At 33.4% G+C, this 25,842-nt stretch carries 23 protein-coding genes; 14 read left to right on the top strand and 9 right to left on the bottom strand.

Annotated features, from left to right (window positions below; genetic code table 11):
- Positions 1-2 precede the first annotated feature (2 nt).
- Positions 3-2,435, top strand: a complete 2,433-nt coding sequence (pheT, locus tag KKQ76_RS05735; RefSeq protein ID WP_213196217.1) for a phenylalanine--tRNA ligase subunit beta — start codon at positions 3-5, stop codon at positions 2,433-2,435.
- A 76-nt stretch (positions 2,436-2,511) separates the two neighbouring features.
- Complete coding sequence (locus tag KKQ76_RS05730) at positions 2,512-2,910, top strand: META domain-containing protein (RefSeq protein WP_213196216.1); 399 nt, start codon at positions 2,512-2,514, stop codon at positions 2,908-2,910.
- Between the two features lie 41 nt (positions 2,911-2,951).
- Here KKQ76_RS05730 and KKQ76_RS05725 read toward each other — a convergent pair whose 3' ends face one another.
- The 7 genes from KKQ76_RS05725 to KKQ76_RS05695 all read right to left on the bottom strand — a co-directional run bounded on the left by KKQ76_RS05725 (position 2,952) and on the right by KKQ76_RS05695 (position 8,562).
- On the bottom strand, positions 2,952-3,194 hold the full coding sequence (locus KKQ76_RS05725; protein ID WP_069796870.1) for a hypothetical protein: 243 nt from the start codon (positions 3,192-3,194) through the stop codon (positions 2,952-2,954).
- A 46-nt stretch (positions 3,195-3,240) separates the two neighbouring features.
- Entirely contained in the window at positions 3,241-4,563 is a 1,323-nt protein-coding gene (locus KKQ76_RS05720; RefSeq protein WP_213196215.1) for a hypothetical protein, read from the bottom strand.
- Positions 4,564-4,605: 42 nt separating this feature from the next.
- The gene (locus tag KKQ76_RS05715) at positions 4,606-5,496 is read right to left on the bottom strand and encodes a 3-hydroxybutyryl-CoA dehydrogenase (protein WP_213196214.1); all 891 of its coding nucleotides are present in this window, start codon (positions 5,494-5,496) and stop codon (positions 4,606-4,608) included.
- Between the two features lie 64 nt (positions 5,497-5,560).
- A complete protein-coding gene (locus KKQ76_RS05710; protein WP_213196213.1) occupies positions 5,561-5,833 on the bottom strand; it encodes a hypothetical protein in 273 nt (90 codons plus the stop codon).
- A 134-nt stretch (positions 5,834-5,967) separates the two neighbouring features.
- Positions 5,968-6,849, bottom strand: a complete 882-nt coding sequence (gene bla / locus KKQ76_RS05705; RefSeq protein ID WP_213196212.1) for a class A beta-lactamase, subclass A2 — start codon at positions 6,847-6,849, stop codon at positions 5,968-5,970.
- A gap of 71 nt (positions 6,850-6,920) precedes the next feature.
- The gene (locus KKQ76_RS05700) at positions 6,921-7,520 is read right to left on the bottom strand and encodes a hypothetical protein (RefSeq protein ID WP_246501350.1); all 600 of its coding nucleotides are present in this window, start codon (positions 7,518-7,520) and stop codon (positions 6,921-6,923) included.
- A 79-nt stretch (positions 7,521-7,599) separates the two neighbouring features.
- A complete protein-coding gene (locus KKQ76_RS05695) occupies positions 7,600-8,562 on the bottom strand; it encodes a Gfo/Idh/MocA family protein (RefSeq protein WP_213196211.1) in 963 nt (320 codons plus the stop codon).
- 132 nt (positions 8,563-8,694) lie between these two features.
- Between KKQ76_RS05695 and KKQ76_RS05690 the strand changes: the two genes are divergently transcribed.
- The 5 genes from KKQ76_RS05690 (at position 8,695) to KKQ76_RS05670 (ending at position 16,140) form a co-directional block, all read left to right on the top strand.
- Positions 8,695-9,345, top strand: a complete 651-nt coding sequence (locus KKQ76_RS05690; RefSeq protein WP_213196210.1) for a protein-L-isoaspartate(D-aspartate) O-methyltransferase — start codon at positions 8,695-8,697, stop codon at positions 9,343-9,345.
- 2 nt (positions 9,346-9,347) lie between these two features.
- Positions 9,348-10,076 carry a nitroreductase family protein gene (locus KKQ76_RS05685; RefSeq protein ID WP_246501349.1) on the top strand — a complete coding sequence of 243 codons (729 nt, stop codon included), beginning with the start codon at positions 9,348-9,350 and terminating at the stop codon, positions 10,074-10,076.
- 232 nt (positions 10,077-10,308) lie between these two features.
- Positions 10,309-12,303, top strand: a complete 1,995-nt coding sequence (locus KKQ76_RS05680) for a urocanate hydratase (RefSeq protein WP_213196209.1) — start codon at positions 10,309-10,311, stop codon at positions 12,301-12,303.
- A gap of 382 nt (positions 12,304-12,685) precedes the next feature.
- A complete protein-coding gene (locus KKQ76_RS05675) occupies positions 12,686-13,630 on the top strand; it encodes a fasciclin domain-containing protein (RefSeq protein WP_213196208.1) in 945 nt (314 codons plus the stop codon).
- Between the two features lie 119 nt (positions 13,631-13,749).
- Positions 13,750-16,140, top strand: a complete 2,391-nt coding sequence (locus KKQ76_RS05670) for a TonB-dependent receptor (protein WP_213196207.1) — start codon at positions 13,750-13,752, stop codon at positions 16,138-16,140.
- A gap of 38 nt (positions 16,141-16,178) precedes the next feature.
- On the opposite strand, the gene KKQ76_RS05665 is transcribed toward KKQ76_RS05670, so the two are convergent.
- The gene (locus tag KKQ76_RS05665) at positions 16,179-17,702 is read right to left on the bottom strand and encodes a S41 family peptidase (RefSeq protein WP_213196206.1); all 1,524 of its coding nucleotides are present in this window, start codon (positions 17,700-17,702) and stop codon (positions 16,179-16,181) included.
- 290 nt (positions 17,703-17,992) lie between these two features.
- Here KKQ76_RS05665 and katG point away from each other — a divergent pair, with 290 nt between their 5' ends.
- The 4 genes from katG to KKQ76_RS05645 all read left to right on the top strand — a co-directional run bounded on the left by katG (position 17,993) and on the right by KKQ76_RS05645 (position 21,885).
- Complete coding sequence (gene katG / locus KKQ76_RS05660) at positions 17,993-20,167, top strand: catalase/peroxidase HPI (RefSeq protein ID WP_262897649.1); 2,175 nt, start codon at positions 17,993-17,995, stop codon at positions 20,165-20,167.
- A gap of 118 nt (positions 20,168-20,285) precedes the next feature.
- On the top strand, positions 20,286-20,786 hold the full coding sequence (locus KKQ76_RS05655; RefSeq protein ID WP_213196204.1) for an RNA polymerase sigma factor: 501 nt from the start codon (positions 20,286-20,288) through the stop codon (positions 20,784-20,786).
- Positions 20,776-21,399: a hypothetical protein gene (locus KKQ76_RS05650; protein WP_213196203.1), complete on the top strand. Its 624-nt coding sequence runs from the start codon at positions 20,776-20,778 to the stop codon at positions 21,397-21,399. Before KKQ76_RS05655 ends, KKQ76_RS05650 begins: the two co-directional genes overlap by 11 nt.
- Positions 21,400-21,597: 198 nt before the next feature.
- Entirely contained in the window at positions 21,598-21,885 is a 288-nt protein-coding gene (locus KKQ76_RS05645) for a hypothetical protein (protein ID WP_213196202.1), read from the top strand.
- 63 nt (positions 21,886-21,948) lie between these two features.
- On the opposite strand, the gene KKQ76_RS05640 is transcribed toward KKQ76_RS05645, so the two are convergent.
- Complete coding sequence (locus KKQ76_RS05640) at positions 21,949-24,168, bottom strand: NADP-dependent isocitrate dehydrogenase (RefSeq protein WP_213196201.1); 2,220 nt, start codon at positions 24,166-24,168, stop codon at positions 21,949-21,951.
- A gap of 147 nt (positions 24,169-24,315) precedes the next feature.
- On the opposite strand from KKQ76_RS05640, the gene tpx reads away from it, so the two are divergent.
- The 3 genes from tpx to KKQ76_RS05625 all read left to right on the top strand — a co-directional run bounded on the left by tpx (position 24,316) and on the right by KKQ76_RS05625 (position 25,832).
- A complete protein-coding gene (gene tpx / locus KKQ76_RS05635; protein WP_213196200.1) occupies positions 24,316-24,813 on the top strand; it encodes a thiol peroxidase in 498 nt (165 codons plus the stop codon).
- A 74-nt stretch (positions 24,814-24,887) separates the two neighbouring features.
- On the top strand, positions 24,888-25,337 hold the full coding sequence (locus tag KKQ76_RS05630) for a nuclear transport factor 2 family protein (protein ID WP_213196199.1): 450 nt from the start codon (positions 24,888-24,890) through the stop codon (positions 25,335-25,337).
- A gap of 78 nt (positions 25,338-25,415) precedes the next feature.
- The gene (locus tag KKQ76_RS05625; protein ID WP_213196198.1) at positions 25,416-25,832 is read left to right on the top strand and encodes an SRPBCC domain-containing protein; all 417 of its coding nucleotides are present in this window, start codon (positions 25,416-25,418) and stop codon (positions 25,830-25,832) included.
- Positions 25,833-25,842: the final 10 nt, after the last annotated feature.

The following is a 25,842-nucleotide window of genomic DNA, read 5'->3' as shown; positions in this document are numbered from 1 at the left end:
AAATGAAAATCTCAAACAATTGGTTAAAAGACTTTATCAAAACAGATTTAGCAACAGATAAAATTGGTGCTTTTCTTACCGATATTGGTCTTGAAGTAGAAGGAATAGAACAATTTGAATCTGTAAAAGGCAGTTTAGAAGGAATCGTAGTAGGTAAAGTTTTGACTTGCGAACAACATCCTAATGCAGATAAACTCAAAAAAACTACTGTAGATATTGGTGGTGGCCAAATTTTAGAAATTGTTTGTGGCGCTCCTAATGTTGCTGCTGGTCAAACCGTTCCTGTTGCTGTAATTGGTACTAAAATTTATGCTAAAGACGGCAGTGCTTTCGAAATGAAAGAAGTAAAAATTCGTGGAGAAAAATCTCAAGGAATGATTTGTGCAGAAGATGAGTTAGGACTTTCAGACGATCACGGCGGAATTATGGTTCTAGACGAAGAAATCTACCAAGTAGGAGAACCTTTTGCAAAATATTTTAATTTAACCAATGATGAGGTTTACGAAATCGGCTTAACACCAAACAGAACAGACGCAATGTCTCACTATGGTGTTGCAAGAGATTTACATGCTTTTCTTTCAACCAATGGTTTAAAATCTGAATTCGAGAAAGTTTCTACAGCTTTAGTGAATACAGAAGGAGAACATGGTTTTGAATTAGAAGTAGAAGATGAAGCATTATGCCCAAGATATATTGGTGCTGTAATCGAAAATGTAAAAATTTCAGAATCTCCAGAATGGTTGAAAGACAGATTAAAAGCCATCGGTCTTTCGCCAATTAATAATGTAGTAGACATTACCAATTATATTTTACATGGTTTTGGTCAACCACTTCATGCTTTTGATGCAGATAAAATTGCTGGTAAAAAAGTAAAAGTAGGCGTAAATGATGCAGGAACTAAGTTTGTAACTCTTGATGGAGTAGAAAGAACGCTTAATGGTTCAGAAATCATGATTAAAGACGGAAACAACAAGCCAATGTGTATTGGTGGGGTTTTCGGAGGAAATGACAGTGGCGTTTCTGAATCTACTACCACAATTTTCTTAGAGTCTGCTTACTTCAATCCAGTCGCGATTAGAAAAGCGGCTAAAGCTCATGGTTTAAATACTGATGCTTCTTTCCGTTTCGAACGTGGAGTAGACCCTAACAATACCAGAACTACGATTACTCATGCCATCAAAATGATTGAAGAAATTGCAGGTGGTAAAAAAGTAGGAAATCTTTTAGAATTTTATCCTAAAAAAATAGAAGACACTAAAGTTATTTTTAGATATTCTCAACTTGATAAAATTTTAGGAATTAAAATTCACAGAGAGAAAGTAAAAGAAATTTTAAAATCTCTAGAAATTTCTGTTCTTAATGATATTCCAGACGGTTTAGAATTGTCGGTTCCGGCTTACAGAGCAGATGTGACCAGAGAAATAGACGTAATAGAAGAAATTCTGAGAATTTACGGCTATAATAAAGTAGATGCGCCTCAAAAAATAGCATTTACTCCAGTAAAACTAAGTGTAAATGACCAAGATGAATTAGAAAATTCTTGGGCAAGAACGCTTCAGAGCAATGGTTTTAATGAAGTGATGAACAATTCATTAACCAGCGTAAAAGATGAAACTAACGCTGTAAGACTTTTAAATCCTTTGAGTGGAGATTTAGCTTTTATGAGAAAATCTTTATTAGAAGGGCTTTTAGGAAATGCAGTTTACAATATCAACCGTAAAAATCCAGACATCAAATTCTTTGAATTGGGTAAAATTTATCACAAATTCGAATCAAGCGAAGCGTATCTTGACCAAAGGGAAAAAAAGTATGAAGAAAGAAAACAATTAGCATTGCTTACAACGGGTAGAACGTATGCAGAAAACTGGTTGATGCCAAAATCTGCCTCTGATTTTTACATGTTAAAAGCTTATGTAAAAGTACTTCTTGATAGATTAAATCTAGTTACAGAAGAAAAATCTTTAGAAGATGAAAGATTCGGTGATGCTTTAGAAATTACAGCAAACGGAAAAACCATTGCCAGACTAGGAAAAGTGTCTCCTAAACTGTTAAAAGACTTTGATATAGACCAAGATTGCTTCTATGCAGAAATAGAGTTAGAAACTTGTCAAGCGCTTAGAAAAATAGATAATTTCAAATTCGTAGATATTCCGAAATTCAATAAAATCAGAAGAGATTTAGCGCTATTGGTAGATAAAGATGTTTCTTATGCAGATTTATATGCTTCGGCAAGAAAAAATAAATCTAAATTTTTGAAAAATATCAATCTATTTGATGTTTACGAAGGCAAAAACTTACCAGTAGGCAAGAAATCTTACGCGATGAGTTTCGAATTGTTAAACGAGGAAAAAACCTTAGAAGACAAAGAAATTACAGAAGTAATGAACTCGCTGATTAAGAATTTCCAAAAAGAATTCAGCGCAGAATTAAGATAATTTAGTAAAAATTTAAGTCGAGATGAGAATAAAAATCTCGACTTTTTTCTTACATTTGAATAATAAATATCTTCATATGAAAAAAATATTTTGGGCACTTGTGATTTCTACAACTGTGATTTCATGTGCTACAATTTCTAAAATTGGTTCTAAACAAGAATCTGTAGCCAATACAAAATGGACTTTGGTAGATAATAATTTTTCAGGAGCGAAAGCACCTACTTTAGTGATAGAAGGAAAGAGAATTACAGGAAACGGAGGTTGTAATAACTATTTTTCTGATGTGGTGATTACCGCTTCAACTGGAACTTTTGATGTGGGAAATATCGGAGCTACTAAAATGGCTTGTGATAATATGATGACTGAGCAAAGTTATTTCACAGTGTTAGAACAAGTGAATAAATATGTAGTCAATGAAGGTTATTTAGAACTTTATAAAGATAATTTATTGCTATTGAAATTTAAGAAACAATAAAAAAAGAATCCTCGAAATTACTTCGAGGATTTTTTTATGATTTAGTCTTCATCTTCTTCGTCATCATACTTAGCTAACTCTTCGTCGCACCATTTGAATGCTTGTTCTACTACTTGAGTAGCTTCGTTAGCGATGGTTTCTTCGTCGTCACCTTCTAGATCATCTAACCATTCTACCTCTTCTTCTTCTACGTTTAGGATGAATCTTGGGTATTCTGTGTGTACTACAAATAAATCTTCTGGAAATTCAGAATTATCTGCCATTAAAAATTTAGGGAGTTTCATATTTTTAGAATTTTAATTTCTTAAGTACAAAGTTAATGAAATTTATTTATTGAAATTTATTTTTGTTCATTTTCACTTTAGATTCTATCTTAAATTTTGTTAAAACTTCTTTTTTCAAAGAATCTTCAGGTTTTTCGGTGATGTAAACTCTTGGGTTTATCGTGCTGATTATTTCAGAAATTTTAGAGCTACTGAAATTTTCATCTTTAATGGGGCGGTAATAGTAAATTTTACTGTCCAAAAGATTTTCTTTAACCAAAAATTCCTTCATTTGTTTTCTGTTTTCCAGATAATTACCTCTGGAAAGCCAACTGAACACAAAACCTGTCATTAAACTTAAAAAAGCGATGGCAAAAACCAATTTTCCGAAAATTTGATGAAGTTTTTTGAAATAAACCAGCCATATTCCGAAAGTAAACGGCGCCAATAAACGATAATCTAAAGGATCTGTCTGATAAAAATACTGAATGAAAAACGAACAAATGATTCCAAAAACCGATAAGAAAACCATCATCTTTTCAGTTGCCGAAAGTTTATTTTTAATGAAAATAAAGATAAAAAATGCAATATTCAAAAAGCCAATTCCTAGAATTCCTACATTGAGAATTCCACCATTAGGATTGAGAATATGAATAAAAGGATTGAAACTCGTTCCTATGGCTAAAAAGAACTCTTTTACGAGCAATGAAGTGGGTTTTAAGCCAATTTCTAGAAATTTATTGACGTAATTTTGGTTAAAAACATCAATAAAGAAGAATTTATAACCGGCAACATAAATAAGTCCAATAATACTCGAAATGATGTAGATTTTCGCAAAACTTTTCTTGTAATTCAACACTCCAAAAGCAAATAATCCACCCGTGAAAAATAAACCGCTATAACGAATGTTAAACAGCAAAATAACGGATAGACTCAATAAGAAAACGCTCAGAATTTTAGAATATTTCTCCAATAAAACATTTCTTGCCACATAGAAAAATACGAATAAAAAGGGCAAGAATAATGTTTCGCTAAGCGTAGCTGCAAACAAGGAAATCATAGAGAATAAAGCCCCAACTAAAAGACTTTCTCGCCAATAAAATTTCTTTTTCCAAGCGAAAAACACCATGAAAAGGTAACACAATATTCCCACAATTTTACTTGACCAAAATTCATCTGTAAACACAGTGAAAACCTTTATGAATAAAGGATAAAGCAATGGAGCAGTAGTATTGTCGATTTCTGGAAAAACGTGAGCCTGTCTCATAAAACGGATAGAATCTGGCGTGACTCTTCCTTTTTCGTTGAGCAAAAAACGCAAAACAATCATCACCAAAGTAATGACGAATACTGAGATTTTTAAATACTGTTCTTGAGTTCGGTTTCGCATAATAAAGTCCTTCTCCTTTAGGAGAAGGATTTAGGTTGAGGTTTATTTCGCAAACATTTTCGCTACTTTTTCTGCTTTTTTAGATTCTGAATAATCGTAAAAGCCTTCACCTGATTTTACACCCATTTTTCCAGCCATTACCATATTCACTAATAATGGATTTGGAGCGTATTTCGGGTTTTTGAAACCATCATACATAACATTGAGAATCGCCAAACAAACGTCTAATCCTATGAAATCTGCCAACTGAAGCGGTCCCATTGGATGAGCCATTCCCAATTTCATTACGGTGTCAATTTCTTCTACACCAGCAACTCCGTTGTAAAGTGTTTCAATCGCTTCGTTAATCATTGGCATAAGAATTCTATTCGCCACAAAACCTGGATAATCATTCACTTCTACAGGAACTTTTCCTAAAGTTTTAGACATTTCAAAAATGGCATCAAAAGTTTCTTTAGAAGTAGAGTAGCCTTTAATGATTTCTACCAATTTCATAATCGGAACTGGATTCATAAAGTGCATTCCGATTACTTTTTCTGGGCGTTTTGTAGCCGAAGCAATTTTAGTGATAGAAATAGATGAAGTATTGGTGGCGAGAATACAATTTTCTGGCGCCAATTCATCCATTTGCTTGAAAATTTTCAACTTCAAATCTTGGTTTTCTGTTGCTGCTTCTACGATTAAATCTGCGTTTCCGCAAGCATCAGAAAGCGCTGTGAAAGTAGTAATGTTTCCAAGAGTTTCTGCTTTTTGTTCTTCGGTAAGGTTTCCTTTGGCAATAATTCTGTCAAGATTTTTTGAAATAATAGAAAGTGCTCTATCTAAATTCTCTTGTTTTACATCTACCAAATTTACTTTAAAACCAGTTTGAGCAAAAGTATGGGCAATTCCGTTTCCCATGGTTCCAGCTCCGATTACAACGATGTTCTTCATATGTTTATTTAAAATTCAATATTTAATTTTATGCGTTTAGTCTGTCATTCCGTAGGAATCTAACCTAAAAATGAGGAATTAATTTATAAAGTCCTTTGTTATAGGTGTTCCAATCAATCCATTTATCTCCATAATTAAAAACTTCAATTGTTTCATTAATCTTATATTCCTTTATCCAACTATTTGCATTTGATAGTCTATGTAATTCAGTTTCGTTATTTATTGAAATATATGGATAATAAATTTTTGTGTAATCGTTTCTCAAACTTTGAATTTTTTCTTTTCTAAATTCAATAATTTTAGCGCTTGTTTTCGTTGAAGAATTTCTTATTTTCAAAAATCTACTTTTTTTAAAAATTTGAAAAATAAAAATCAGAAGAATTATTACTATTACAAAATACATAAATTTTTAAATGAATTTAGATTCCTTCGGAATGACAAACTTGCGGTTAAAATTGTTTTCTAAAAATACTACTTTTCTAAATTCTCAAAAACCACTTTAGAAATATCCGAAATCAATTTACACGTTACATCATAACTTTCGGTAGAATCACTTACAAAAATTGCAATTGCATAGGTTTTTCCGTTGGGTAAAGTAATGATGGCAATGTCGTTTTCTGCGCCAATTAAACCTTCGTCATTGTGTCCAGAAGAACCTGTTTTGTGCGCTACTTTTGCAGATTTTGGCAATTGTTCTACAATTTTATTTAAACCTGTAGAAGTTCTGTACATCACAGCCAACAAAAATTCTGTAGATTTTTTAGACAAAATTTTTCCTTGGTAGAAATCCTTCAACAATTTCGTGGCAGATTTCATCGTGGTGTAATTTTCGTATTGGTTTTTCCATTCACTTTGCATAATCTCTTCATTATAAACAATTTGCGTGTCTTTTACACCTTTAGAAATCAGAAAATCATGAACTACTTTTGGTCCACCAATCAATCGTAAAAGAACATCGCAACCAACATTGTCGCTCATTGCAACGGTATATTCTATGAGTTCAGAAATAAGCATTTCAAAATTTCCTTCCGGATTTTTCTCACGAATTGGACTCCAAGTTTGAGGCAACAATTCAGATTTTTTGATAAACACTTTTTGGTCGAGAGAAAGTTTGCCTTGATCTACCAAATCCAAAACCGCCAAAGCAATATGATATTTAAAAACACTTTGCATCGGAAGTTTTTTCTCCGCATTATTGTTGTTGTATTGAAATGGAAAATCTATTCCCAAAACAGAAACCGCAACTGTAGCTTTTTTCCCTTCGGTAATTTTAGAAATTTCTTTTTTCAGTTCGGCTTTTTGTGCGCAATTAAAAATGGAGATGAGTAGAAAAAGTATGGTGAGTTTTTTCATATTAAAATTTTATGCGTTTAGTTTGTCATTGACTTCGTCTAATCTTCGATTTCCGTATGAATCTGAATTAATTAAGAAATCCAAATTAGATTTTCTTTATCAATTTTCCAAGTTCCATTTTCTTTTTTTAATTCATACTTTATTCCTTTTCCACATTTTGCACCACACTGAAAATTTAATTCAACGTAAGCTTTACTTTTATTTATAACTATTTCGGAGATTTTAAATGTAAAAGTGAAGTATTTATCACAATTATCAAGATATTGATCTTTACAAGGAATTACATCAACTCTTTTAAAATTGTCTATTTTAATTTTGTTGAAATCAATTTTTTTTTCAGTCTTATTATTCAAAATGATTGAGGATTCATATTCATCAATATTTTTAATTTTATTCGAGTTATAATATTTAAGAGTGTCAAGCTTGAAAAAAAATGGCTCAATATGATAAGTCAAATTACCACTATTAATAAGACTATCGTTAAATTTTTTATGTTCTGCAGAACCAAAAGCGATTTTTTTTGGTGGAAAAATTTTTACTCCATAAGCTGTCACATTTTTTTGTAAAATTAAATTTACAATTTCATATTCATCTTTTTCAGTGTTTTTACTACAATGAATAAATGAAAAAAAGAGGAGAATAATTGCCAAAAAGTTTATAACAATTTTCATGATTAATATAGATTTCTACGGAATGACAAAATTTGTGTTTATATTTATGTAAACTTCCAGCTTCCAGCTTTTAGCCAATTTAAGAAATCAACTTCATAATCTCCAAAGCTACTTTCAGCGCTTCTGTTCCGTCTTCTAATGAAACTTCTACTTCACGGTTTTCATTAATCGCATCAGCAAAAGAATTCAGTTCGTCTAAAATAGCATTATTCGGTTGAATGTTTGGATATTCAAATAAAATTTGAGATTTTTCACCATCTGCATTTTCGATAATCATGTCAAAATCGGTAGGATGTTCTGGCGCTTCTTTCATTCTGATGACTTCCGCTTTTTTCTCCAAGAAATCTACAGAAATATAAGCATCTTGTTGGAAAAATCTAGATTTTCTCATCGCTTTCATCGAAATTCTAGAAGTGGTAAGATTCGCTACGCAGCCATTTTCAAATTCAATTCTCGCGTTGCAAATATCTGGTGTTTTAGAAACCACGCAAACACCACTTGCGTGAATGTTTTTCACCTTAGATTTTACAATAGAAAGTAAAATGTCTAAATCGTGAATCATCAAATCCAGAACCACCGAAACATCAGTTCCTCTCGGATTAAATTCTGCCAATCGGTGAATTTCGATAAACATAGGATTTTGGATGAAATCTTTGGTAGCGATAAACGCTGGATTGTATCTTTCTACGTGACCTACTTGTGCTTTTATACCGTTTTCTCTGCATTTATAGAGAATTTCTTCTGCTTGTTTCAGCGTTTGGGTTACTGGTTTTTCTATAAAAAAATGAAGCCCTCTTTCTATGGCTTTCATGGCGTAATCGTAATGATAAACAGTAGGCGTAACAATGTCTAACATGTCTATTTCCGCCAATAAATCATCAAAATTTTCAAAATATTTGTATCCGAACTCTGCTTCTAGTTTTTTTCCGTTTTCTACATCTTTGTCGTGAAAACCTACGAGTTCATATTTATCAGATTGATTAAGAAGTCTTAAGTGAATTTTTCCAAGGTGACCAGCACCTACTAAACCTGCCTTTAACATAGAAATTTTGTTTTGGTAAAGATAAGAAATTTGGTTCGAGTTACCAGATTAGAGTTACGAGTTTTTGTAAACTCCAACATTTTGTAGTAGTTTTGTTTTAATCAAAATCTTATCTAGAAACTCGCAACTCTTATGCAGGACTCATTTGTACATAAAGGAAAACGTAAAATTTTAGTAGAATATCTACGCGAAAAAATTGGAATTTCAGATGAAAATGTGTTAAAAGCCATGAATGAAGTTCCGCGTCATCTTTTTTTAGAAAGTGTTTTTGAGGATTTTGCTTATGAAGACAGGGCATTTCCTATTGCGGCCAATCAAACCATTTCGCATCCTTCTACTGTTGCCGAACAAACCGAATTATTAGAAGTTCAGGAAAAGGAAAAAATTCTGGAAATTGGTACAGGTTGCGGTTATCAAACTGCAGTTTTGGTCAATATGAATGCTTTTGTTTACACCGTAGAAAGACAAAAAGATTTGCACGATTTTGCACAGAAAAAACTCCGTGAAATGCATCTTCGTCCGAAATTTCAAAGTTTTGGAGATGGATTTTTAGGTTTGCCCACTTTTGCGCCTTTTGATAAAATTTTGGTGACTTGTGGTGCAGAAATTCTTCCCATAGAACTGTTGAAACAGCTCAAAATAGGAGGGAAAATGGTCATTCCTATGGGAAAAACAGACGAACAAATTCTCTATAGATTTACCAAAATTTCTGAAAAAGAATTTGAAAAAGAAGAATTCGGAGCGTATAAATTCGTGCCGATGTTGCAGGATAGAAATAAATAAAAATGATGAAAACTTTTGAAGATATCGTTCATTACCGCCGTTCTGTAAGGCATTATCAAAATGTAGAAATAGATGCAGAAAAGGTGAAAAATTGTATAGAATTGGCTACTTTATCGCCCAATTCTTCTAACATGCAATTGTGGGAGTTTTACCACGTTACTGAGCCAGAAATTTTAAAAAAATTGGCGGTGGCTTGTTTAAGTCAGGAAGCAGCAACTACTGCAAAGCAAATGGTGGTTTTTGTGACGAGACAAGATTTGCACAGAAAAAGAGCCGAAAAAATGGCAGAACTTGAAACGCAAAACGTTTTGAAAAATACGCCTCCCGAAAAACAAGAAAAGCGAATCAAGCGTTGGCAAATGTATTACGGAAAAGTAATGCCGTTTTTGTATTCTAAATTTCTAGGAATTCTGGGAATTTTTAGAAAAATTTTAGTCAATGTGATTGGTGTTTTCAGACCAATTACCTATCAAGTTTCAGAAAATGATGCGAAAGTAGTAGTACATAAAACGTGTGCTTTGGCGGCGCAAACCTTCATGTTAGCGATGAGCAATGAAGGTTATGATACTTGTCCGATGGAAGGTTTTGACAGCAGAAGAGTGAAAAAAATCCTCAATTTACCTTTTGGTGCAGAAGTGAACATGATTGTCTCATGCGGAATAAGAGATGAAAAAGGAGTTTGGGGCGATAGAATGAGAGTGGATTTTGAAGAGGTTTATAAAAGATTATAAATTTTGATTTTAAATTGAAATTTTATCGTTGAATATTTTTAAGGTTTTGTTCCGTAGGAACAATATCTGTGTAGACAATAATATTGTATTTAAGTGGCGTTCCGTAGGAACGCTATCTTTTTTACAGAAATTTGGTTTTTATTTTTCAATTTCAATATCTTTAAGAACTTATATTTTTAGAATAATTACATCTAAAATTTATAATTTAAAATCTAAAATTTAGAAATAAAAAATGACTTTCCAACAACAGATACAACAAGGAATTCCAACAGAACTTCCTCAACCAAAACCATACGAAACCCAAATCAACCACGCTCCGAAACGTAAGGAAATTCTCAATGAAGAAGAGAAAAAGTTAGCGCTAAAGAACGCTTTGCGCTATTTTGAACCAAAATTTCACGCAGAATTGTTGCCAGAATTTCGGGAAGAATTGGAGAAATATGGCAGAATTTATATGTATCGTTTTCGCCCAGATTACGAAATGTATGCAAGACCAATTTCAGAATATCCGGGGAATTCTTTACAGGCGAAATCTATCATGCTCATGATTCAAAATAATTTGAGTTATGCAGTTGCACAACATCCTCATGAACTGATTACTTACGGTGGAAATGGTGCGGTTTTTCAGAATTGGGCGCAATATCTTTTGACCATGAAATATTTGTCGGAAATGACAGATGAACAAACTTTGGTGATGTATTCTGGTCATCCTATGGGATTATTTCCAAGTCATAAAGATGCTCCGAGAGTTGTGGTAACCAACGGAATGGTGATACCTAATTATTCTAAACCTGATGATTGGGAGAAATTTAATGCTTTGGGCGTTTCTCAGTACGGACAAATGACGGCGGGAAGTTATATGTACATCGGTCCGCAAGGAATTGTGCACGGAACTACGATTACGGTTCTGAATGCTTTTAGAAAAATTAAAAAATCGTCAAAAGGTGGACTTTTTGTAACTTCTGGTTTAGGTGGAATGTCTGGAGCTCAACCAAAAGCAGGAAATATAGCGGGTTGCATCACGGTTTGTGCAGAAGTTAACCCGAAAATTACCAAAATTCGTCACGAACAAAAATGGGTTGATGAAATTCATGAAAATTTAGACGAATTGGTTGCTAGAGTGAGAAAAGCACAAGAAAATGAAGAAACTGTTTCTTTGGCTTATCTCGGAAATGTGGTGGAAGTTTGGGAGAAATTTGACCAAGAAAATTTAAAAATCGATATCGGAAGCGACCAAACATCGCTTCACAATCCTTGGGCCGGAGGTTATTATCCTGTCGGAATTTCGTTTGAAGAGTCTAATCGAATGATGGCGGAAAATCCAGAATTATTCAAGGAAAAAGTTCAGGAAACTTTAAGAAAACACGCTGCTGCCATCAATAAACATACCGCAAAAGGTACTTATTTCTTCGATTATGGAAACGCTTTTCTATTAGAATGTTCAAGAGCAGGAGCAGACGTCTTGTCAGAAAATCCTAGCTTGGGAAGAGAGTTTAAATATCCTTCTTACGTTCAAGACATTATGGGACCAATGTGTTTCGATTATGGTTTCGGGCCGTTTCGTTGGGTGTGTACCAGCGGAAAACCTGAAGATTTACAAAAAACAGACGATTTGGCTTGCGAAGTTTTAGAAGATATCATGAGAAATTCTCCTTCCGAAATTCAACAACAAATGCAGGACAATATTACTTGGATTAGAGGAGCGCAAGAAAATAATTTGGTAGTAGGTTCACAAGCCAGAATTCTCTATGCTGATGCAGAAGGAAGAATGAAAATTGCAGAAGCCTTTAACAAAGCTATCAAAAATGGAGAAATCGGACCTGTAGTTTTGGGAAGAGATCATCATGATGTTTCGGGAACAGATTCGCCTTACAGAGAAACTTCTAATATTTATGACGGAAGCCGTTTTACAGCAGATATGGCAATTCATAATGTAATTGGCGATAGTTTCCGAGGTGCAACTTGGGTTTCTATTCACAATGGAGGTGGAGTTGGTTGGGGAGAAGTGATTAATGGCGGTTTCGGAATGCTATTAGATGGAACCGAAGATGCAGACAGAAGATTAAAATCAATGCTTTTTTGGGATGTAAACAACGGAATTTCCAGAAGAAGTTGGGCAAGAAACGAAGGAGCAATCTTTGCCATAAAACGCGCAATGGAAGCAGAACCAAATTTGAAAGTGACTTTGCCGAATTTTGTGGATGAAGATTTGTTTTCCTTGGAATAAATTCCAAGGTTATAGAAATTGTTCGTCGCTTTTCGTCTCAATTCACAGCTAAGCGAACTATGAAGTACACGTTCCGTAGGAACGTTATGTGTGTAAAAATAATAGCCATATAAAAAGCGTTCCGTAGGAACGCAATGTAAAAAATGAATATTCATACATAATTTACATTTTATCATTTTTTTGATTTTATTCATTATTTTTTGGATGAAAATTTAACATTTCTTAATGTAGAGTGCTTAACTGTCAGAAAATTAAAACATTGACTCCCTTTTTTTATGAGGAAGTTTTTTATAAATAACTATTATAGTAAAATTCTATACTAAAAATAATTAATTAGATAAATAACTTACTAATTTAGCGCTGTAATCAAAAAGTAATTATTATGAAAAATCTAATTAAAAAAATTGGTCTTGTTCTTTTAGGAACATTTGTTTTAACTTCTTGTTCTGATGACGATGATAATTATGACAAAAATGTATACAATATTGTAGCAAAAGATGCAGATTTCTCTAATCTAAAAGCGGCAATAGATAAAGCAGGTTTAGCAACTACTTTACAATCTAGCGGAACATTTACTGTTTTTGCACCTTCTAATGCTGCTTTCACGGCTTTTCTTCAAGCAAATGGTTTTGCTTCTTTAGAACAAGTTCCAACTGCTACATTAAAAGAAATTTTATTAAATCACGTTCTTTCTACTGAAGTTAAAGCTGCGCAGGTTACTACAGGTTATGTTTCTACTTTAGCAAAAGGTGCTGCTTCTAGTTCTAGAAACTTAAGTATGTACATTAACACTTCTAATGGTGTTAAAATCAATGGCGTTTCAAACGTTACCAAAACAGATATTGATGCAACCAATGGTGTTATTCACAAAGTAGATGCAGTAATTGGTTTGCCAACTATCGTAACTCACGCTACTGCAAATCCTAATTTCACCACTTTAGTTGCTGCTTTAACTAGAAATGATATGCCGAATTTTGTAAGCATTCTAAGCGGAACTGCTAATTCACCATTCACTGTTTTTGCTCCTACCAATACTGCTTTTTCTGGATTGTTGACGGAACTTAATCTTTCTGGTTTGAGTGCTATTCCACAAGCTACTTTAGAAAATACTTTGAAATATCACGTAGTTGCAGGTGCTAATGTAGCTTCTACAGATTTAACCAATAATATGATGGTTACTACCTTCCAAGGTGGAAAATTTACCATAACCACAACTGGTGGTTCAAAAATTACCGATGCCAAAAATAGAGTTTCTAATATTGTGGCTACGGATGTACAATGCTCTAATGGAATTATTCATGTGATTGACAAGGTCATTCTTCCATAATTTCATAGTTTTTATAATGGTTGTTTTTAAGGGGAAATGACGCTTTCTATAAGCGTCATTTCTATTTCTTATCGTGTTTTCTAAACAAATGTTTTATTTTTACTAAAAAATATATTTTGATGTATAAAAAATTAATTACCAGTTTACTTTTATTAGTGACCACCGTAGTTTTGGCACAAGTAGGAAGTGTTACGATCTCGGTTTTTGATGAATTTTCTAAAAAGCCACTTTCGGCTACCATTTCTATTCAAGGAGGTAAAGATGAAATTTTTATTGGGAACGGAAGTATTTTAATTCCTGAAATTCCTACAGGAAACTATAATTTCAAAATTTCAGCAGGAGGTTATGATGATGGCTTTCTGAATGATATCAACGTAGTTCCTAATCAGAATCTTACTTTTTCTATCGGCTTGAATAAAGTCGCTACTCAGATTAAAGAAGTAACGATTACTAAAAAAGTTTACAAAACTACCGCAGAATCCCCAATTTCCCTTAGAAATATTACAAGCGAAGAAGTGCAAAAAAATGCAGGTTCTAACCGTGATGTTTCGAAAGCAATTTTAAGTTTTCCAGGAGTGGGAAGTACAGCAACTTTCAGAAATGACCTTTTTATCCGTGGAGGAAGTTCTGCAGAAAATAAATTTTATATCGATGGAATAGAAGTTCCAGTGATTAATCACTTTCAAACGCAAGGAGCAAGCGGTGGACCAAGAGGAATTATCACCGTAGATTTCATCAAAGATGTCGATTTTTATAGCGGTGCTTTTCCAGCCAAGAGAAATGGTGTTTTGTCTTCGCTTTTTGAATTTAATTTAAAACAAGCCAGAAAAGATAAACTCGGGTACAAAGCGATTGTAGGTCTTGATGATTTACAATTGATGATGGATGGACCTCTAAGCAAAGACCAATCATGGAGCGGACTTTTTTCTGTAAGAAAATCTAATCTTCAGTTGCTTTTCAAAGGAATTGGTTTGCCTTTTTTACCAAGTTATTATGATGCAACTTTCAAAGTGTCTAAAAAATATAAATCTGGTGACGAATTGTATTTCATAGGTTTAGGTGCAAAAGATCAATTTGAATATAATTTTGATGCTAAAAAAACACTTTATAATCTAACTTTGATAGACAAATTGCCTAATTCCCCACAGTGGAATTATACGGTTGGAGCTGGTTACAGACATTTGGTGGAAAACGGAAACTGGTTATTTACTTTGAGCCGAAATATGCTCGATAACCAAGCAATTAAATATTACAGAAATATAGAAACTCCAGATAATTTATTGTACAATTATCAGTCTAGAGAAGCCGAAAACAAATTGAGAATTGACAGAAATTTCAATTGGAATGATTATCAATTCAGTGCAGGAACCAATATTAATTTCGCAAAGTATACCAATGATTCTACCGTGAAACAAGTCAATCAAAATTCGGTAGATTTTGATGTCATTAACTCTGAATTAAATCTTGTTCAATACGGATTGTATCTACAAACGGCGAAGAAATTTCTAGAAAATAAAGTACAAGTTTCACTAGGCGCGAGATTAGATGCAAGCAATTATACTAATTTAACCAATAATCCTTTAGAACAATTTTCTCCAAGATTTTCATTGAATTATAAATTTGCAGAAAATTGGGCGTTTAATTTCAATACAGGAATTTTCTATCAACTTCCAGCTTACACGAGTTTAGGACTAAAACTGAATGATGCTTTGGTGAATGAAAATACTTTAAAATACATCAGAAATGCACATTTAGTGGGTGGTTTAGAATTTAATGGAAAAGACAATTTAAGAATTACCGTAGAAGGTTACTATAAAAAATATAAAAACTATCCTTTCTCACTCAGAAACCAAATTTCTCTAGCGAATTTAGGTGGAGGTTTCGGAGTGGTAGGAAACGAACCTGTAGATTCTAGAGGTTTCGGAGAAACGTACGGTTTTGAAATTCTAGCTCAAAAAAGAACTTTAAACAATTTCTACGGAATTGTAGCCTATACTTTCGGGAATTCTAAATTTTCTAATGCTGCTGGTGATTTATTGCCTTCTAGTTGGGATTCTAGACACATTCTTTCTTTAACTACAGGAAAATATTTTAATAGAAATTGGAATGTAGGTGCAAGATTTAGATTGCAATCTGGTTTGCCAGAAACACCTTATGATTTAAACAGAAGTGCTTTGGTTAATATTTGGAACATTGCCAATGGTCCAGTTTCTAATTTTGCACAATTAAATACTTTGAGAGGAAATGTAGCGCATCAATTAGACATCAGAGCAGAAAAAAAATGGATTTTCAGCAAATGGCAATTCACATTTTATATGGATGTAGTGAATGTATATGGTTCTAAAAACGCCAGCAATTTGCCAGTGGTAAATCTGCAAAGAGATGCTTCGGATAACGGAATTATTGCCAATCCTAATGCTCCACAAGATCAACAGTATTATTTGTTAGAAGTAGGAGAATCTGATCGAAATATGCCACTTCCTTATTTCGGATTTATATTTGAATTTTAAAAAACTCAAACCTTCAAGGTTTTTAAAACCTTGAAGGTTTATTTTCCTTTGATTTCTTTCAGAATCCATTCTAATTCTATATCTTTTCGTTCCAAAATTTGTTTAAAATTAGGCTTTATTTCTACATCTGGAGTAACTCCTTTCATGGTATGAGTGAATTCTATATTGGGCTGAACCAAAAACAATCCAATGGGTAATTTTAGTTTAGAATTTGGCAGTTTTTGAGTGCTATAAATTCCAGCAACTGTTCCGTCATTGGCGCCACCAGTTTCTTCTCCTATAATCATGGCGCGCTTGTCGTTTTTTAATTTTGCAGAAATTACAGAAGATGCAGAAAAACTGCTTCCGTTGATGAGAACATAAATTTCCCCTTCGAAAGCATCTTTTTTAGGCTTTTTCAGGGTGAAAATGTTCTGAGATTTTAAATAATATTTATCGGTTTTGTGACGAACCATCAATAAACTGGTTAATTTAGATGGTAAATATCCCACAGCTGCAATTGGTTTCAGATAATTTGGAAAGTGCGAAAAATAATCAGCATGAGTAATGGAAGTTCTATTAGCTACCTCTAAATCATTGATGAATCTGAATTTATCTTTTGCTAAATAGCTATACAAATTCGTAATTTCGGCAAGAGAACCGCCCAAATTATCTCTGATGTCTAAGATGAGGTACTTAGATTTGGCCTTTTTGATTTCTCGAAAAGTTTCTCTGTAAAATTTTTGAGAATAAGTCCCCGAAAATGTCTTGATTTTGATGTATGCTATACTGCTGTCTTTTTCTAAAAATTTCAAATTTCTATTGAAACTTTTGGTCACGGGATTGTAGTCTTTGGTTTTCTTTTCTTCTGTTGGTTTTTTATCGGTTTTTTCCTTCTTTTTATCTTCTTTTGATTTTTTTTCTCGGATAACGAGTTTTTGGTCAAGGGTATTTTCGGATTTTAAATCTATTTTCACGCTGTCCATTATTCCATATTCTACCGTGAAAAAAGTAGGAAATCTTCTCGCCATCGAATATTTTTGATAGGTGGTGTTATAACCATCACTGGTGATGAGGGTTTCGTATTTTTTAAGTAGTGTTTCGGTTTCTATATTGTTAATGGCAATGACTTCTGAACCGTTTTTGATATTGGAAACTTTTTCTGGGTTGTCTTTTACATAGAGTTTGTCGTTTTCTACATAATAAGATAATCTTCCCAGAAGTCCTTTTTGTTCTTTGAGTTTTTTAATTTCCTTCTTGGTAAGTTTTTTCTCAGGCGGAACCAATCTTAAATGACCTTGTCTCACTTCTGAGATAACTGGTGCGAGTTTAAAATAAAATTCTAAAGGTTTTAACGGTTCATGAATGGTGTTTTTAAGACTGTCAAATTTATAATCTAATGTCTCTTTGGATATATAAGTATATAGAGTAGGATGAAGTTTCTGAAGTTTTATATAGGCGTAATCTATATCTTGTTTTAGCTTTTCGCTGGAAATGGGCTTTTCAAGGCGTTCATTGTACTTTTTTACTGAAATACAAGAATTTAGAGTTAAAATTAAGAGGAGGAATGCAATTTTTTTCATAAATTTATTTGTTCAAAAATAAGATTTTTTAAAAAGATTGTCAATAGTTATAATTTATTGAAATTTTATTTTTGATTGTCAAAATCTATAACTTGAATTTTTTTAATGAATTGAAATTATACTTTACAAGACCATTAAACTTTTAATTTTGACAAAAAATAATCAATATGAGTACATCAGAGCAAGGGAAATGTCCATTTCCACATCATGAATTACCAAAAGAAAACAACCCTCATCAAGGAGAAACTATTCACAGTAAAAACGAAGAAAACCCAATTCCAGTGGCAGGAATGTCATTAGGAAATTCAGGGAAATGCCCTGTAATGCATGGCGCAAATACAGGCAGTGACCAATCAGTAATGAGTTGGTGGCCTAAAGCTTTAAATCTTGATATTCTTCATCAGCATGACAAGAAAACCAATCCTCTAGGAGAAGAATTCAACTATGCGGAAGAATTTAAGAAATTAGATTTAGAAGCAGTAAAAACAGATTTAAAAAATTTAATGACCGAAAGCCAAGATTGGTGGCCTGCAGATTGGGGACACTATGGCGGTTTAATGATTAGAATGGCTTGGCATTCTGCTGGAACGTATAGAGTTGCAGACGGAAGAGGTGGAGCGAATACAGGAAATCAACGTTTTGCACCGCTTAATTCTTGGCCTGATAATGCTAACTTAGATAAAGCGAGAAGATTGCTTTGGCCAATCAAAAGAAAATACGGAAACAAGCTTTCTTGGGCAGACCTTATGATTCTAGCAGGAAACATGGCTTATGAATCAATGGGACTTAAAACCTTTGGATTTGCAGGTGGTAGAGAAGATATATGGCATCCAGAAAAAGATATTTATTGGGGAAGCGAAAAAGAATGGTTAGCGCCAACTGGTAGCGAAGGTAGCCGTTATTCTGGAGAAAGAGATTTAGAAAATCCTTTAGCTGCAGTAATGATGGGATTAATTTATGTAAATCCAGAAGGAGTAGATGGAAACCCAGATCCATTGAAAACTGCTAGAGATATGCGTATTACATTCAAGAGAATGGCAATGAATGACGAGGAGACTGTAGCACTTACAGCAGGTGGTCATACTGTAGGAAAAGCTCACGGAAACGGTGATGCTTCTACATTAGGACCAGATCCAGAAGAAGGAGGAGTAGAAAATCAAGGTTTTGGATGGATGAATCCTAAAGGTGCAGCTGGTAATACGGTAACTTCTGGTATTGAAGGAGCTTGGACTACTCATCCTACAAGATTTGATAATGGTTTCTTTGATTTATTATTCAAGTATGATTGGCAATTAACCAAGAGTCCAGCTGGAGCTTGGCAATATGAACCAGTAAACATTGCTGAGGAAGATAAACCACTAGATGCACATAATCCTAATGTTCGTAGAAATCCTATGATGACAGATGCAGATATGGCGCTAAAAGTAGACCCTGAATACAGAAAAATTTCTGAGAAATTCCACCAAGATCCAGCATATTTCCAAGAAGTATTTGCAAGAGCTTGGTTTAAATTAACTCACAGAGATTTAGGTCCTAAATCAAGATACTTAGGAGCAGATGTTCCTGCTGAAGATTTAATTTGGCAAGACCCAATTCCTACAGTAGATTACACGCTTTCTGATGCTGAAATCGAAGATTTAAAAACTAAACTTCTAAATTCTGGATTAACCAGAACAGAACTCATCAATACAGCTTGGGATTCTGCGAGAACTTTCCGTGGTTCTGATTTCAGAGGTGGAGCAAATGGTGCTAGAATTAGACTAGAGCCTATGAAAAACTGGGAAGGAAACGAACCGGCAAGATTAGAAAAAGTCTTAAATAAACTTACAGAAATTCAGTCAACTTTAGATAAAAAAGTAAGCATTGCAGATTTAATCGTTCTAGGAGGAAGTGCAGCAGTAGAACAAGCAGCTAAAGATGCAGGTTTTGATGTAAAAGTTCCATTTGCAGCAGGAAGAGGAGATGCTACACAAGAACAAACAGATGTAGAATCTTTCGAAGAGCTAGAACCATTACACGACGCATACAGAAACTGGTTGAAAAAAGATTATGTGGTAACTCCAGAAGAATTGATGCTAGATAAAACTCAATTACTTGGTCTTACAGCTCCAGAAATGACGGTGTTAATTGGTGGTATGAGAGTTTTAGGAACCAATTACGGAGGAACTCAACATGGTGTATTTACCGATAAAGTAGGAGTTTTGACTAATGATTTCTTTGTAAATCTTACAGACATGAACTTCAAATGGGAGCCAGTTGCAGAAAATCTATACAATATTGTAGATAGAAAATCTGGCGCTACTAAATTCACAGCAACAAGAGTAGATTTAGTGTTTGGCTCTAATTCTATCTTAAGATCTTATGCAGAAGTATATGCGCAAGATGACAACAAAGAGAAATTTGTAAATGATTTCATCAAAGTTTGGACGAAAGTGATGAACGCAGATCGTTTCGACTTAAAATAATAGTTTTTTCTTAATATTTAACTAAAATCCTTCAGAGTTTTATACTTTGAAGGATTTTTTTTTGTTTTCTATTGTAACATTTTTTCTACTTTAGTACTAACTCCATAGAAATTAAAGAATGAAGAATCTGCAACAAGAATTTTTAGAGAAAATTGAAAGTCATAAAGGGATGATTTTCAAGGTATCTAAAATGTATGTAGATCATCAGGAAGATAGAGAAGATCTTTATCAGGAAATTGTATTTCAGCTTTGGAAATCTTACCAAAACTTCGAAGGCAAAAGTCAGTTTTCTACATGGTTATACAGAGTAAGTATCAATACTGCACTTACTTTTCTTAACAAAGAAAAAAAGAAAACCGATAATGCTTCGTTAACCGAAAATATAGATGTACAAGACGAAAATTCTGACGAAAAAGAAACACAATTAGAATTTTTTTATAAAGCAGTTCATGAACTCAATCCTGTAGAAAAAGCGCTGATTTTTTTATTTCTCGAAGGCCAAAGTCATAAAGAAATCGCTACCAATATTGGGATTACCGAAGTTAACGCACGTGTAAAACTCAACCGAACCAAAGAAAAATTACAACAAATTATTAAAAATTACGGCTATGAATTTTGATAAATTACAAGAACAATGGAACCAAGAAAACAACGAGGTTTCATTACCCCAAAATCTAGATAAAATAAAAGAAGCACATAATCCTATTGATAAAGTGCGAAGAAATATGAAATTCGACCTTATTTCTCAGGCGATTTTAACGGTATTAATTGGTTTTGTGCCTTATGCGAAAAGAAACGAATGGGATTTTCAGAGTATTTCTATTTTTGCCTTGTTTTACGTGTTGATGGTAGGTTTCATGCTTTATTACACCTTGAAATTTTACAGATTTTACAAGCAAAGCTACAATTTGTCTTATGACAGCAGAAAAAATCTGATGTGGTTTGCTTATGAATTAAGACTTTTCATAGAACTCTACAGAGCGCTTACTTTTATCATGATGTTTTTGGGAATGGCTTTAGGTTTGTATTTTGGGATGCATTTTAACACTACTGGTCAAGATATTTTCCATTTGAAAGATGCAGATTTTCTGAAATTATTTGGAGTTTTATTTTTCATGGTAGCTTTCTTGCTTGGATTGGTGGTTCTTTTCATGGAATTTGTCATCAATCATTATTACGGAAAATATTACAAGAAAATTAAAAATATTCTTAACCAATTAGACGAAGAATAACATGAAAACCTACACTGCAACATCACAAAATTCTAGAAATTTTATTCTAGAAAACGAAAATCAAGAAATTTTAGGAGAATTAATCTACCCAAAGCGGAAATTCATGTAGGTTCAAAAATTTTTAAAACTGATACCAAAGGTTTTTGGACAACCTCCGTAGAAGTTACAGAATATGAAAGGGTTTTACTGAAATTTAAAATGGATTGGAAAGGAAATATCATCATGACCAGTTTACTGGATGGCGAAAAACATTTCATCATCAAAAAAGAAAAATGGTACAGCAATATTTTGGTCATGAAAGACGAAAATGAAAAGGTTTACTTTCATCTGAAAAGAAATTTTAAATGGAAAGATTTTAAATTCCACTACGAGATTGCTTTAGAACAAGATTTAGATGCCATTACTTTGCTTAGTATTATTCATGTAGTCAATTATTTTAGTTCAGATGATGATGGAAGCGCAGCAACTACAGTCGCAACTACTTAAAATAAAAACCTCCCGAAATTTTCGGGAGGTTTTTTTATGATTTAAAATCTAAATTTTAGAATTTTATAAAGAATCTACAATTGCATTTAATGTAGCCGAAGCTCTCATAGCTGCGTAAGTTTTCGTAGAATCTGGTTGATAATAACCACCAATGTCTTGCGATTTTCCTTGCGCTCCAATTAATTCTTCATTGATTTTTGCTTCGTTTTCTTGCATTGATTTAGCAATTGGTGCAAAAGTAGCTGCTAATTCAGCATCTGCAGTTTGATTTGCCAAAGCTTCCGCCCAATACATGGCCAAGTAGAAGTGAGAACCTCTGTTGTCTATTCCGCCCACTTTTCTTGCAGGAGATTTATCTGTTGCTAAGAATTTAGCATTTGCTTCATCAAGAGCATCCGCTAGAACTTGCGCTTTAGGATTGTTTTGAGTCTGAGAAAGGTGCTCTAAACTTGCTTGTAAAGCTAAAAATTCGCCTAGAGAATCCCATCTTAGATAACCTTCTTCTAAAAATTGTTGAATGTGTTTTGGAGCAGAACCGCCAGCTCCCGTTTCAAATAAACCACCACCGTTCATCAATGGAACGATAGAGAGCATTTTAGCAGAAGTTCCAAGCTCTAAAATTGGGAACATGTCGGTTAAATAATCTCTTAAAACGTTTCCAGAAACCGAAATCGTGTCTTTACCTTCTCTACCTCTTTTCAGTGTTTCGAGCATAGCATCTTTTACATCCATAATTCTGATGTCAAGACCCGTTAAATCGTAATTTTGAAGATATTTTTCTACTTTTTTGATGATTTGTGCATCGTGAGCTCTTCCTTTGTCTAACCAGAAAATAGCTGGAGTGTTAGAAAGTCTCGCTCTGTTTACCGCTAGTTTTACCCAATCTTGGATGGGAGCATCTTTGGTTTGGCACATTCTGAAAATATCACCATTCTGAACGTTTTGTTCTAAAAGGGTAGTTCCGTTTTCGTCTTCAATTTTTACAGTTCCTTCTCCAGAAATTTGGAAAGTTTTATCGTGAGAACCGTATTCTTCAGCTTTTTGAGCCATTAAACCTACGTTTGGAACAGTACCGAAAGTAGTTGGGTCTATTGCGCCGTTTTGTTTCATTTCTTCTACTATTGCATCATAGAAACCAGCGTAAGTTCTATCTGGAATAATACAAACGGTATCTTCTTCTTTTCCTTCTCTATTCCACATTTTACCGCCACCTCTTACTAAAGCTGCCATAGAAGCATCTACGATAACGTCTGAAGAAACGTGGAAATTGGTAATGCCTTTATCAGAATTTACCATCGCAATTCTTGGTCCGTTTTCAATTGTTTTTTCGATGTCTGCTTTAATTTCAGCTTCTTGAGCATGACCAGCAATTTTTTCGAAAAGGGTAGCTAAACCAAAGTTAGGATTAATGTCTAATTCTTTGAAAGTTGCTGCATATTTCTCAAAAACATCAGCAAAATAAGTTTCAACAACCGCTCCAAAGATAATTGGGTCAGAAACCTTCATCATCGTAGCTTTCAAATGTGCAGAAAGCAATACATTTTTTTCTTTAGCTTCGTTGATGGCTTCTTTTACAAAAGATTTTAGTGCAGAAATATTCATCACAGAAGAATCGATTACTTCACCAGCTTTTAAAGGAGCAAAATCTTTCAAAACTTTAGATGAACCATCATTTCCATAGAATACAATTCTATATTTACATTCGTTTTCTACAGTGGTAGAGTTTTCAGTACCGTAGAAATCTCCATTATTCATGTGAGCAACAGAAGTTTTAGAATCTGCAGCCCAAACTCCCATTCTGTGAGGATTTGCTTTTGCGTAATTTTTAACCGCTTTAGGCGCTCTTCTATCTGAGTTTCCTTCTCTTAGAACAGGATTTACAGCACTTCCTAAAACTTTAGCATATTTTTTATTGATGGTAGTTTCTTCTTCGGTTTTTGGTTCTGCAGGATAATTAGGCACTGCATAACCGTGTTTTTGTAATTCTGCAATCGCTTCTTCTAATTGCGGAACAGAAGCAGAAATATTGGGTAATTTAATGATGTTAGCTTCTGGTTTAGTCGCTAATTCTCCTAATTCTGCAAGTGCGTCTGCAGTTTTTTGTTCTTCGGTTAAATATTCTGGGAAATTTGCCAAAATTCTTCCAGCCAAAGAAATGTCTCTAGATTCTACATTAATTCCAGCAGTAGAAGCATATTTTTGAATGATTGGTAATAATGAGTGAGTTGCCAACATTGGCGCTTCATCTGTATACGTATAGATGATTGTTGAATTGTTAGACATTATATTTCTGAGTTTTTAATTGTTTAAAATTAAGAAGTTAGCAAATTTAGTGATTTTTATAGAATTTATGAAATACATAAATTTATAATTCCTTTTATTTATTATGGGTAAAAACTATATCTTTGACAAAGTATAAAAAATAAAAAAATGGCAAATATTACATTACAAGGAAACGAAATTCACACTTCAGGAAATTTACCAGAACTAGGAACTGTAGCACAAGATTTTACATTAGTTGCAGAAGATTTATCAGAAAAAACATTGTCTGATTTTGCTGGTAAAAAAGTAGTACTTAATATTTTCCCGAGTATAGATACAGGAGTTTGCGCCGCTTCTGCTAGAAAATTTAACGAAGAAGCATCTGCTTTAGATAATACAGTTGTGGTAAATGTTTCTAAAGATTTACCATTCGCTTTAGGTAGATTTTGTGCTTCAGAAGGACTTCAAAATGTAATGAATCTTTCTGATTACAGAGGAAACTTTGGCGAAAATTATGGTTTAACGATTGCTGACTCTCCGCTTAAAGGTTTGTTAAGTAGAGCAGTGGTAGTTTTAGACGAAAACGGAACTGTAAAATATACAGAGCAAGTTCCAGAAATAGCTCAAGAGCCTAATTATGCAGCAGCTTTAGAAGCTGTAAAATAAATTTAAATTTTTTGTGTAAGCGCACTTTTTAGTGCGCTTTTTTTTATCTTTGGTTGACACTAAACCCAAAGAATATGAAAAAAATCGTTTTATTTTTAGCTATGGTTTCGCTTTTTTCTTGCAAAAAAGAAGAAGAAAAAATCATAAAAATAGATACTACCGAAAACGAAAAAATTGCAAAGCAACTTTTTGTAGAATTTAACAAACACGATTGGCAAAAAATGGCAAATTTATATATAGAAAATGCCGAATTTAAAGAGCCAGGTTCAAAGATGAAGTTGCATAAAAAATCTCGTGAGCAGATTGTGAAAGAATATAGTGAACTACAAATGATGTTTCCTGATGTACAAGATTCTCTAGTGGCAATTTATCCTTCAGGAAAAAATAACGTCATTGTAGAATTTGTAGCCAAATCTACCAATCCGGATAAAACCAAATCAGAACTGCCAATTTGTACAATTTTCACCATAGAAAATGGTAAAATCACTAAAGATTTCAGCTATTTTGATAATTCTCAGAACTAGAAAGAGACAAGTAAAAAGAGCCAAGTAAAAAGTTTTTAACTTCCATCATCTGTCATCCAAAATTCAACATTAAAAAAAATGGAACCACTTATTGTAAATGTCACCATCAATGCGCCAATAGAAAAGGTTTGGGCGTTTTTTACCGAAGCTGAACATATTGTAAATTGGAATTTTGCACACGAAAGTTGGCATTGTCCGAAAGCGGAAAATAACTTAGAAATAGGTGGCGAATTTTTCTATACCATGGCTGCTATAGACAAGTCGGCAAGTTTTGTTTTTCATGGAACGTATACGGAAATCATTCCGCTTCATAAAATTGAATATCATATAGAAGATGGTAGAAAAGTAGAGGTGTTTTTTCATAAAATAGATGAAAATACTACCGAAATTTTCGAACGCTTCGAGCCAGAAATGATTAATGCTTTGGAAATGCAAGAACAAGGATGGCAAAGCATTCTTAATCAATTTAAAAATTATACAGAAGGAAACTCTTAGTGGTTTCCTT

Origin of the sequence: Cloacibacterium caeni (genome assembly GCF_907163105.1) — a bacterium.
Taxonomy (GTDB): Bacteria; Bacteroidota; Bacteroidia; order Flavobacteriales; family Weeksellaceae; genus Cloacibacterium; species Cloacibacterium caeni_A.
Note: the sequence above shows the minus strand (reverse complement) of the source record. Positions and strands in the feature narration are given on the sequence as shown.

Bases quoted from the DNA above. Each gene is read 5' to 3' on its own strand.
- pheT (WP_213196217.1), top strand. From the start codon at position 3: ATGAAAATCTCAAACAATTGGTTAAAAGACTTTATCAAAACAGATTTA.
- KKQ76_RS05730 (WP_213196216.1), top strand. From the start codon at position 2,512: ATGAAAAAAATATTTTGGGCACTTGTGATTTCTACAACTGTGATTTCA.
- KKQ76_RS05725 (WP_069796870.1), bottom strand. From the start codon at position 3,194: ATGAAACTCCCTAAATTTTTAATGGCAGATAATTCTGAATTTCCAGAA.
- KKQ76_RS05720 (WP_213196215.1), bottom strand. From the start codon at position 4,563: ATGCGAAACCGAACTCAAGAACAGTATTTAAAAATCTCAGTATTCGTC.
- KKQ76_RS05715 (WP_213196214.1), bottom strand. From the start codon at position 5,496: ATGAAGAACATCGTTGTAATCGGAGCTGGAACCATGGGAAACGGAATT.
- bla (WP_213196212.1), bottom strand. From the start codon at position 6,849: ATGAAAAAACTCACCATACTTTTTCTACTCATCTCCATTTTTAATTGC.
- KKQ76_RS05700 (WP_246501350.1), bottom strand. From the start codon at position 7,520: ATGAAAATTGTTATAAACTTTTTGGCAATTATTCTCCTCTTTTTTTCA.
- KKQ76_RS05695 (WP_213196211.1), bottom strand. From the start codon at position 8,562: ATGTTAAAGGCAGGTTTAGTAGGTGCTGGTCACCTTGGAAAAATTCAC.
- KKQ76_RS05690 (WP_213196210.1), top strand. From the start codon at position 8,695: ATGCAGGACTCATTTGTACATAAAGGAAAACGTAAAATTTTAGTAGAA.
- KKQ76_RS05685 (WP_246501349.1), top strand. From the start codon at position 9,348: ATGATGAAAACTTTTGAAGATATCGTTCATTACCGCCGTTCTGTAAGG.
- KKQ76_RS05680 (WP_213196209.1), top strand. From the start codon at position 10,309: ATGACTTTCCAACAACAGATACAACAAGGAATTCCAACAGAACTTCCT.
- KKQ76_RS05675 (WP_213196208.1), top strand. From the start codon at position 12,686: ATGAAAAATCTAATTAAAAAAATTGGTCTTGTTCTTTTAGGAACATTT.
- KKQ76_RS05670 (WP_213196207.1), top strand. From the start codon at position 13,750: ATGTATAAAAAATTAATTACCAGTTTACTTTTATTAGTGACCACCGTA.
- KKQ76_RS05665 (WP_213196206.1), bottom strand. From the start codon at position 17,702: ATGAAAAAAATTGCATTCCTCCTCTTAATTTTAACTCTAAATTCTTGT.
- katG (WP_262897649.1), top strand. From the start codon at position 17,993: ATGTCATTAGGAAATTCAGGGAAATGCCCTGTAATGCATGGCGCAAAT.
- KKQ76_RS05655 (WP_213196204.1), top strand. From the start codon at position 20,286: ATGAAGAATCTGCAACAAGAATTTTTAGAGAAAATTGAAAGTCATAAA.
- KKQ76_RS05650 (WP_213196203.1), top strand. From the start codon at position 20,776: ATGAATTTTGATAAATTACAAGAACAATGGAACCAAGAAAACAACGAG.
- KKQ76_RS05645 (WP_213196202.1), top strand. From the start codon at position 21,598: ATGGATTGGAAAGGAAATATCATCATGACCAGTTTACTGGATGGCGAA.
- KKQ76_RS05640 (WP_213196201.1), bottom strand. From the start codon at position 24,168: ATGTCTAACAATTCAACAATCATCTATACGTATACAGATGAAGCGCCA.
- tpx (WP_213196200.1), top strand. From the start codon at position 24,316: ATGGCAAATATTACATTACAAGGAAACGAAATTCACACTTCAGGAAAT.
- KKQ76_RS05630 (WP_213196199.1), top strand. From the start codon at position 24,888: ATGAAAAAAATCGTTTTATTTTTAGCTATGGTTTCGCTTTTTTCTTGC.
- KKQ76_RS05625 (WP_213196198.1), top strand. From the start codon at position 25,416: ATGGAACCACTTATTGTAAATGTCACCATCAATGCGCCAATAGAAAAG.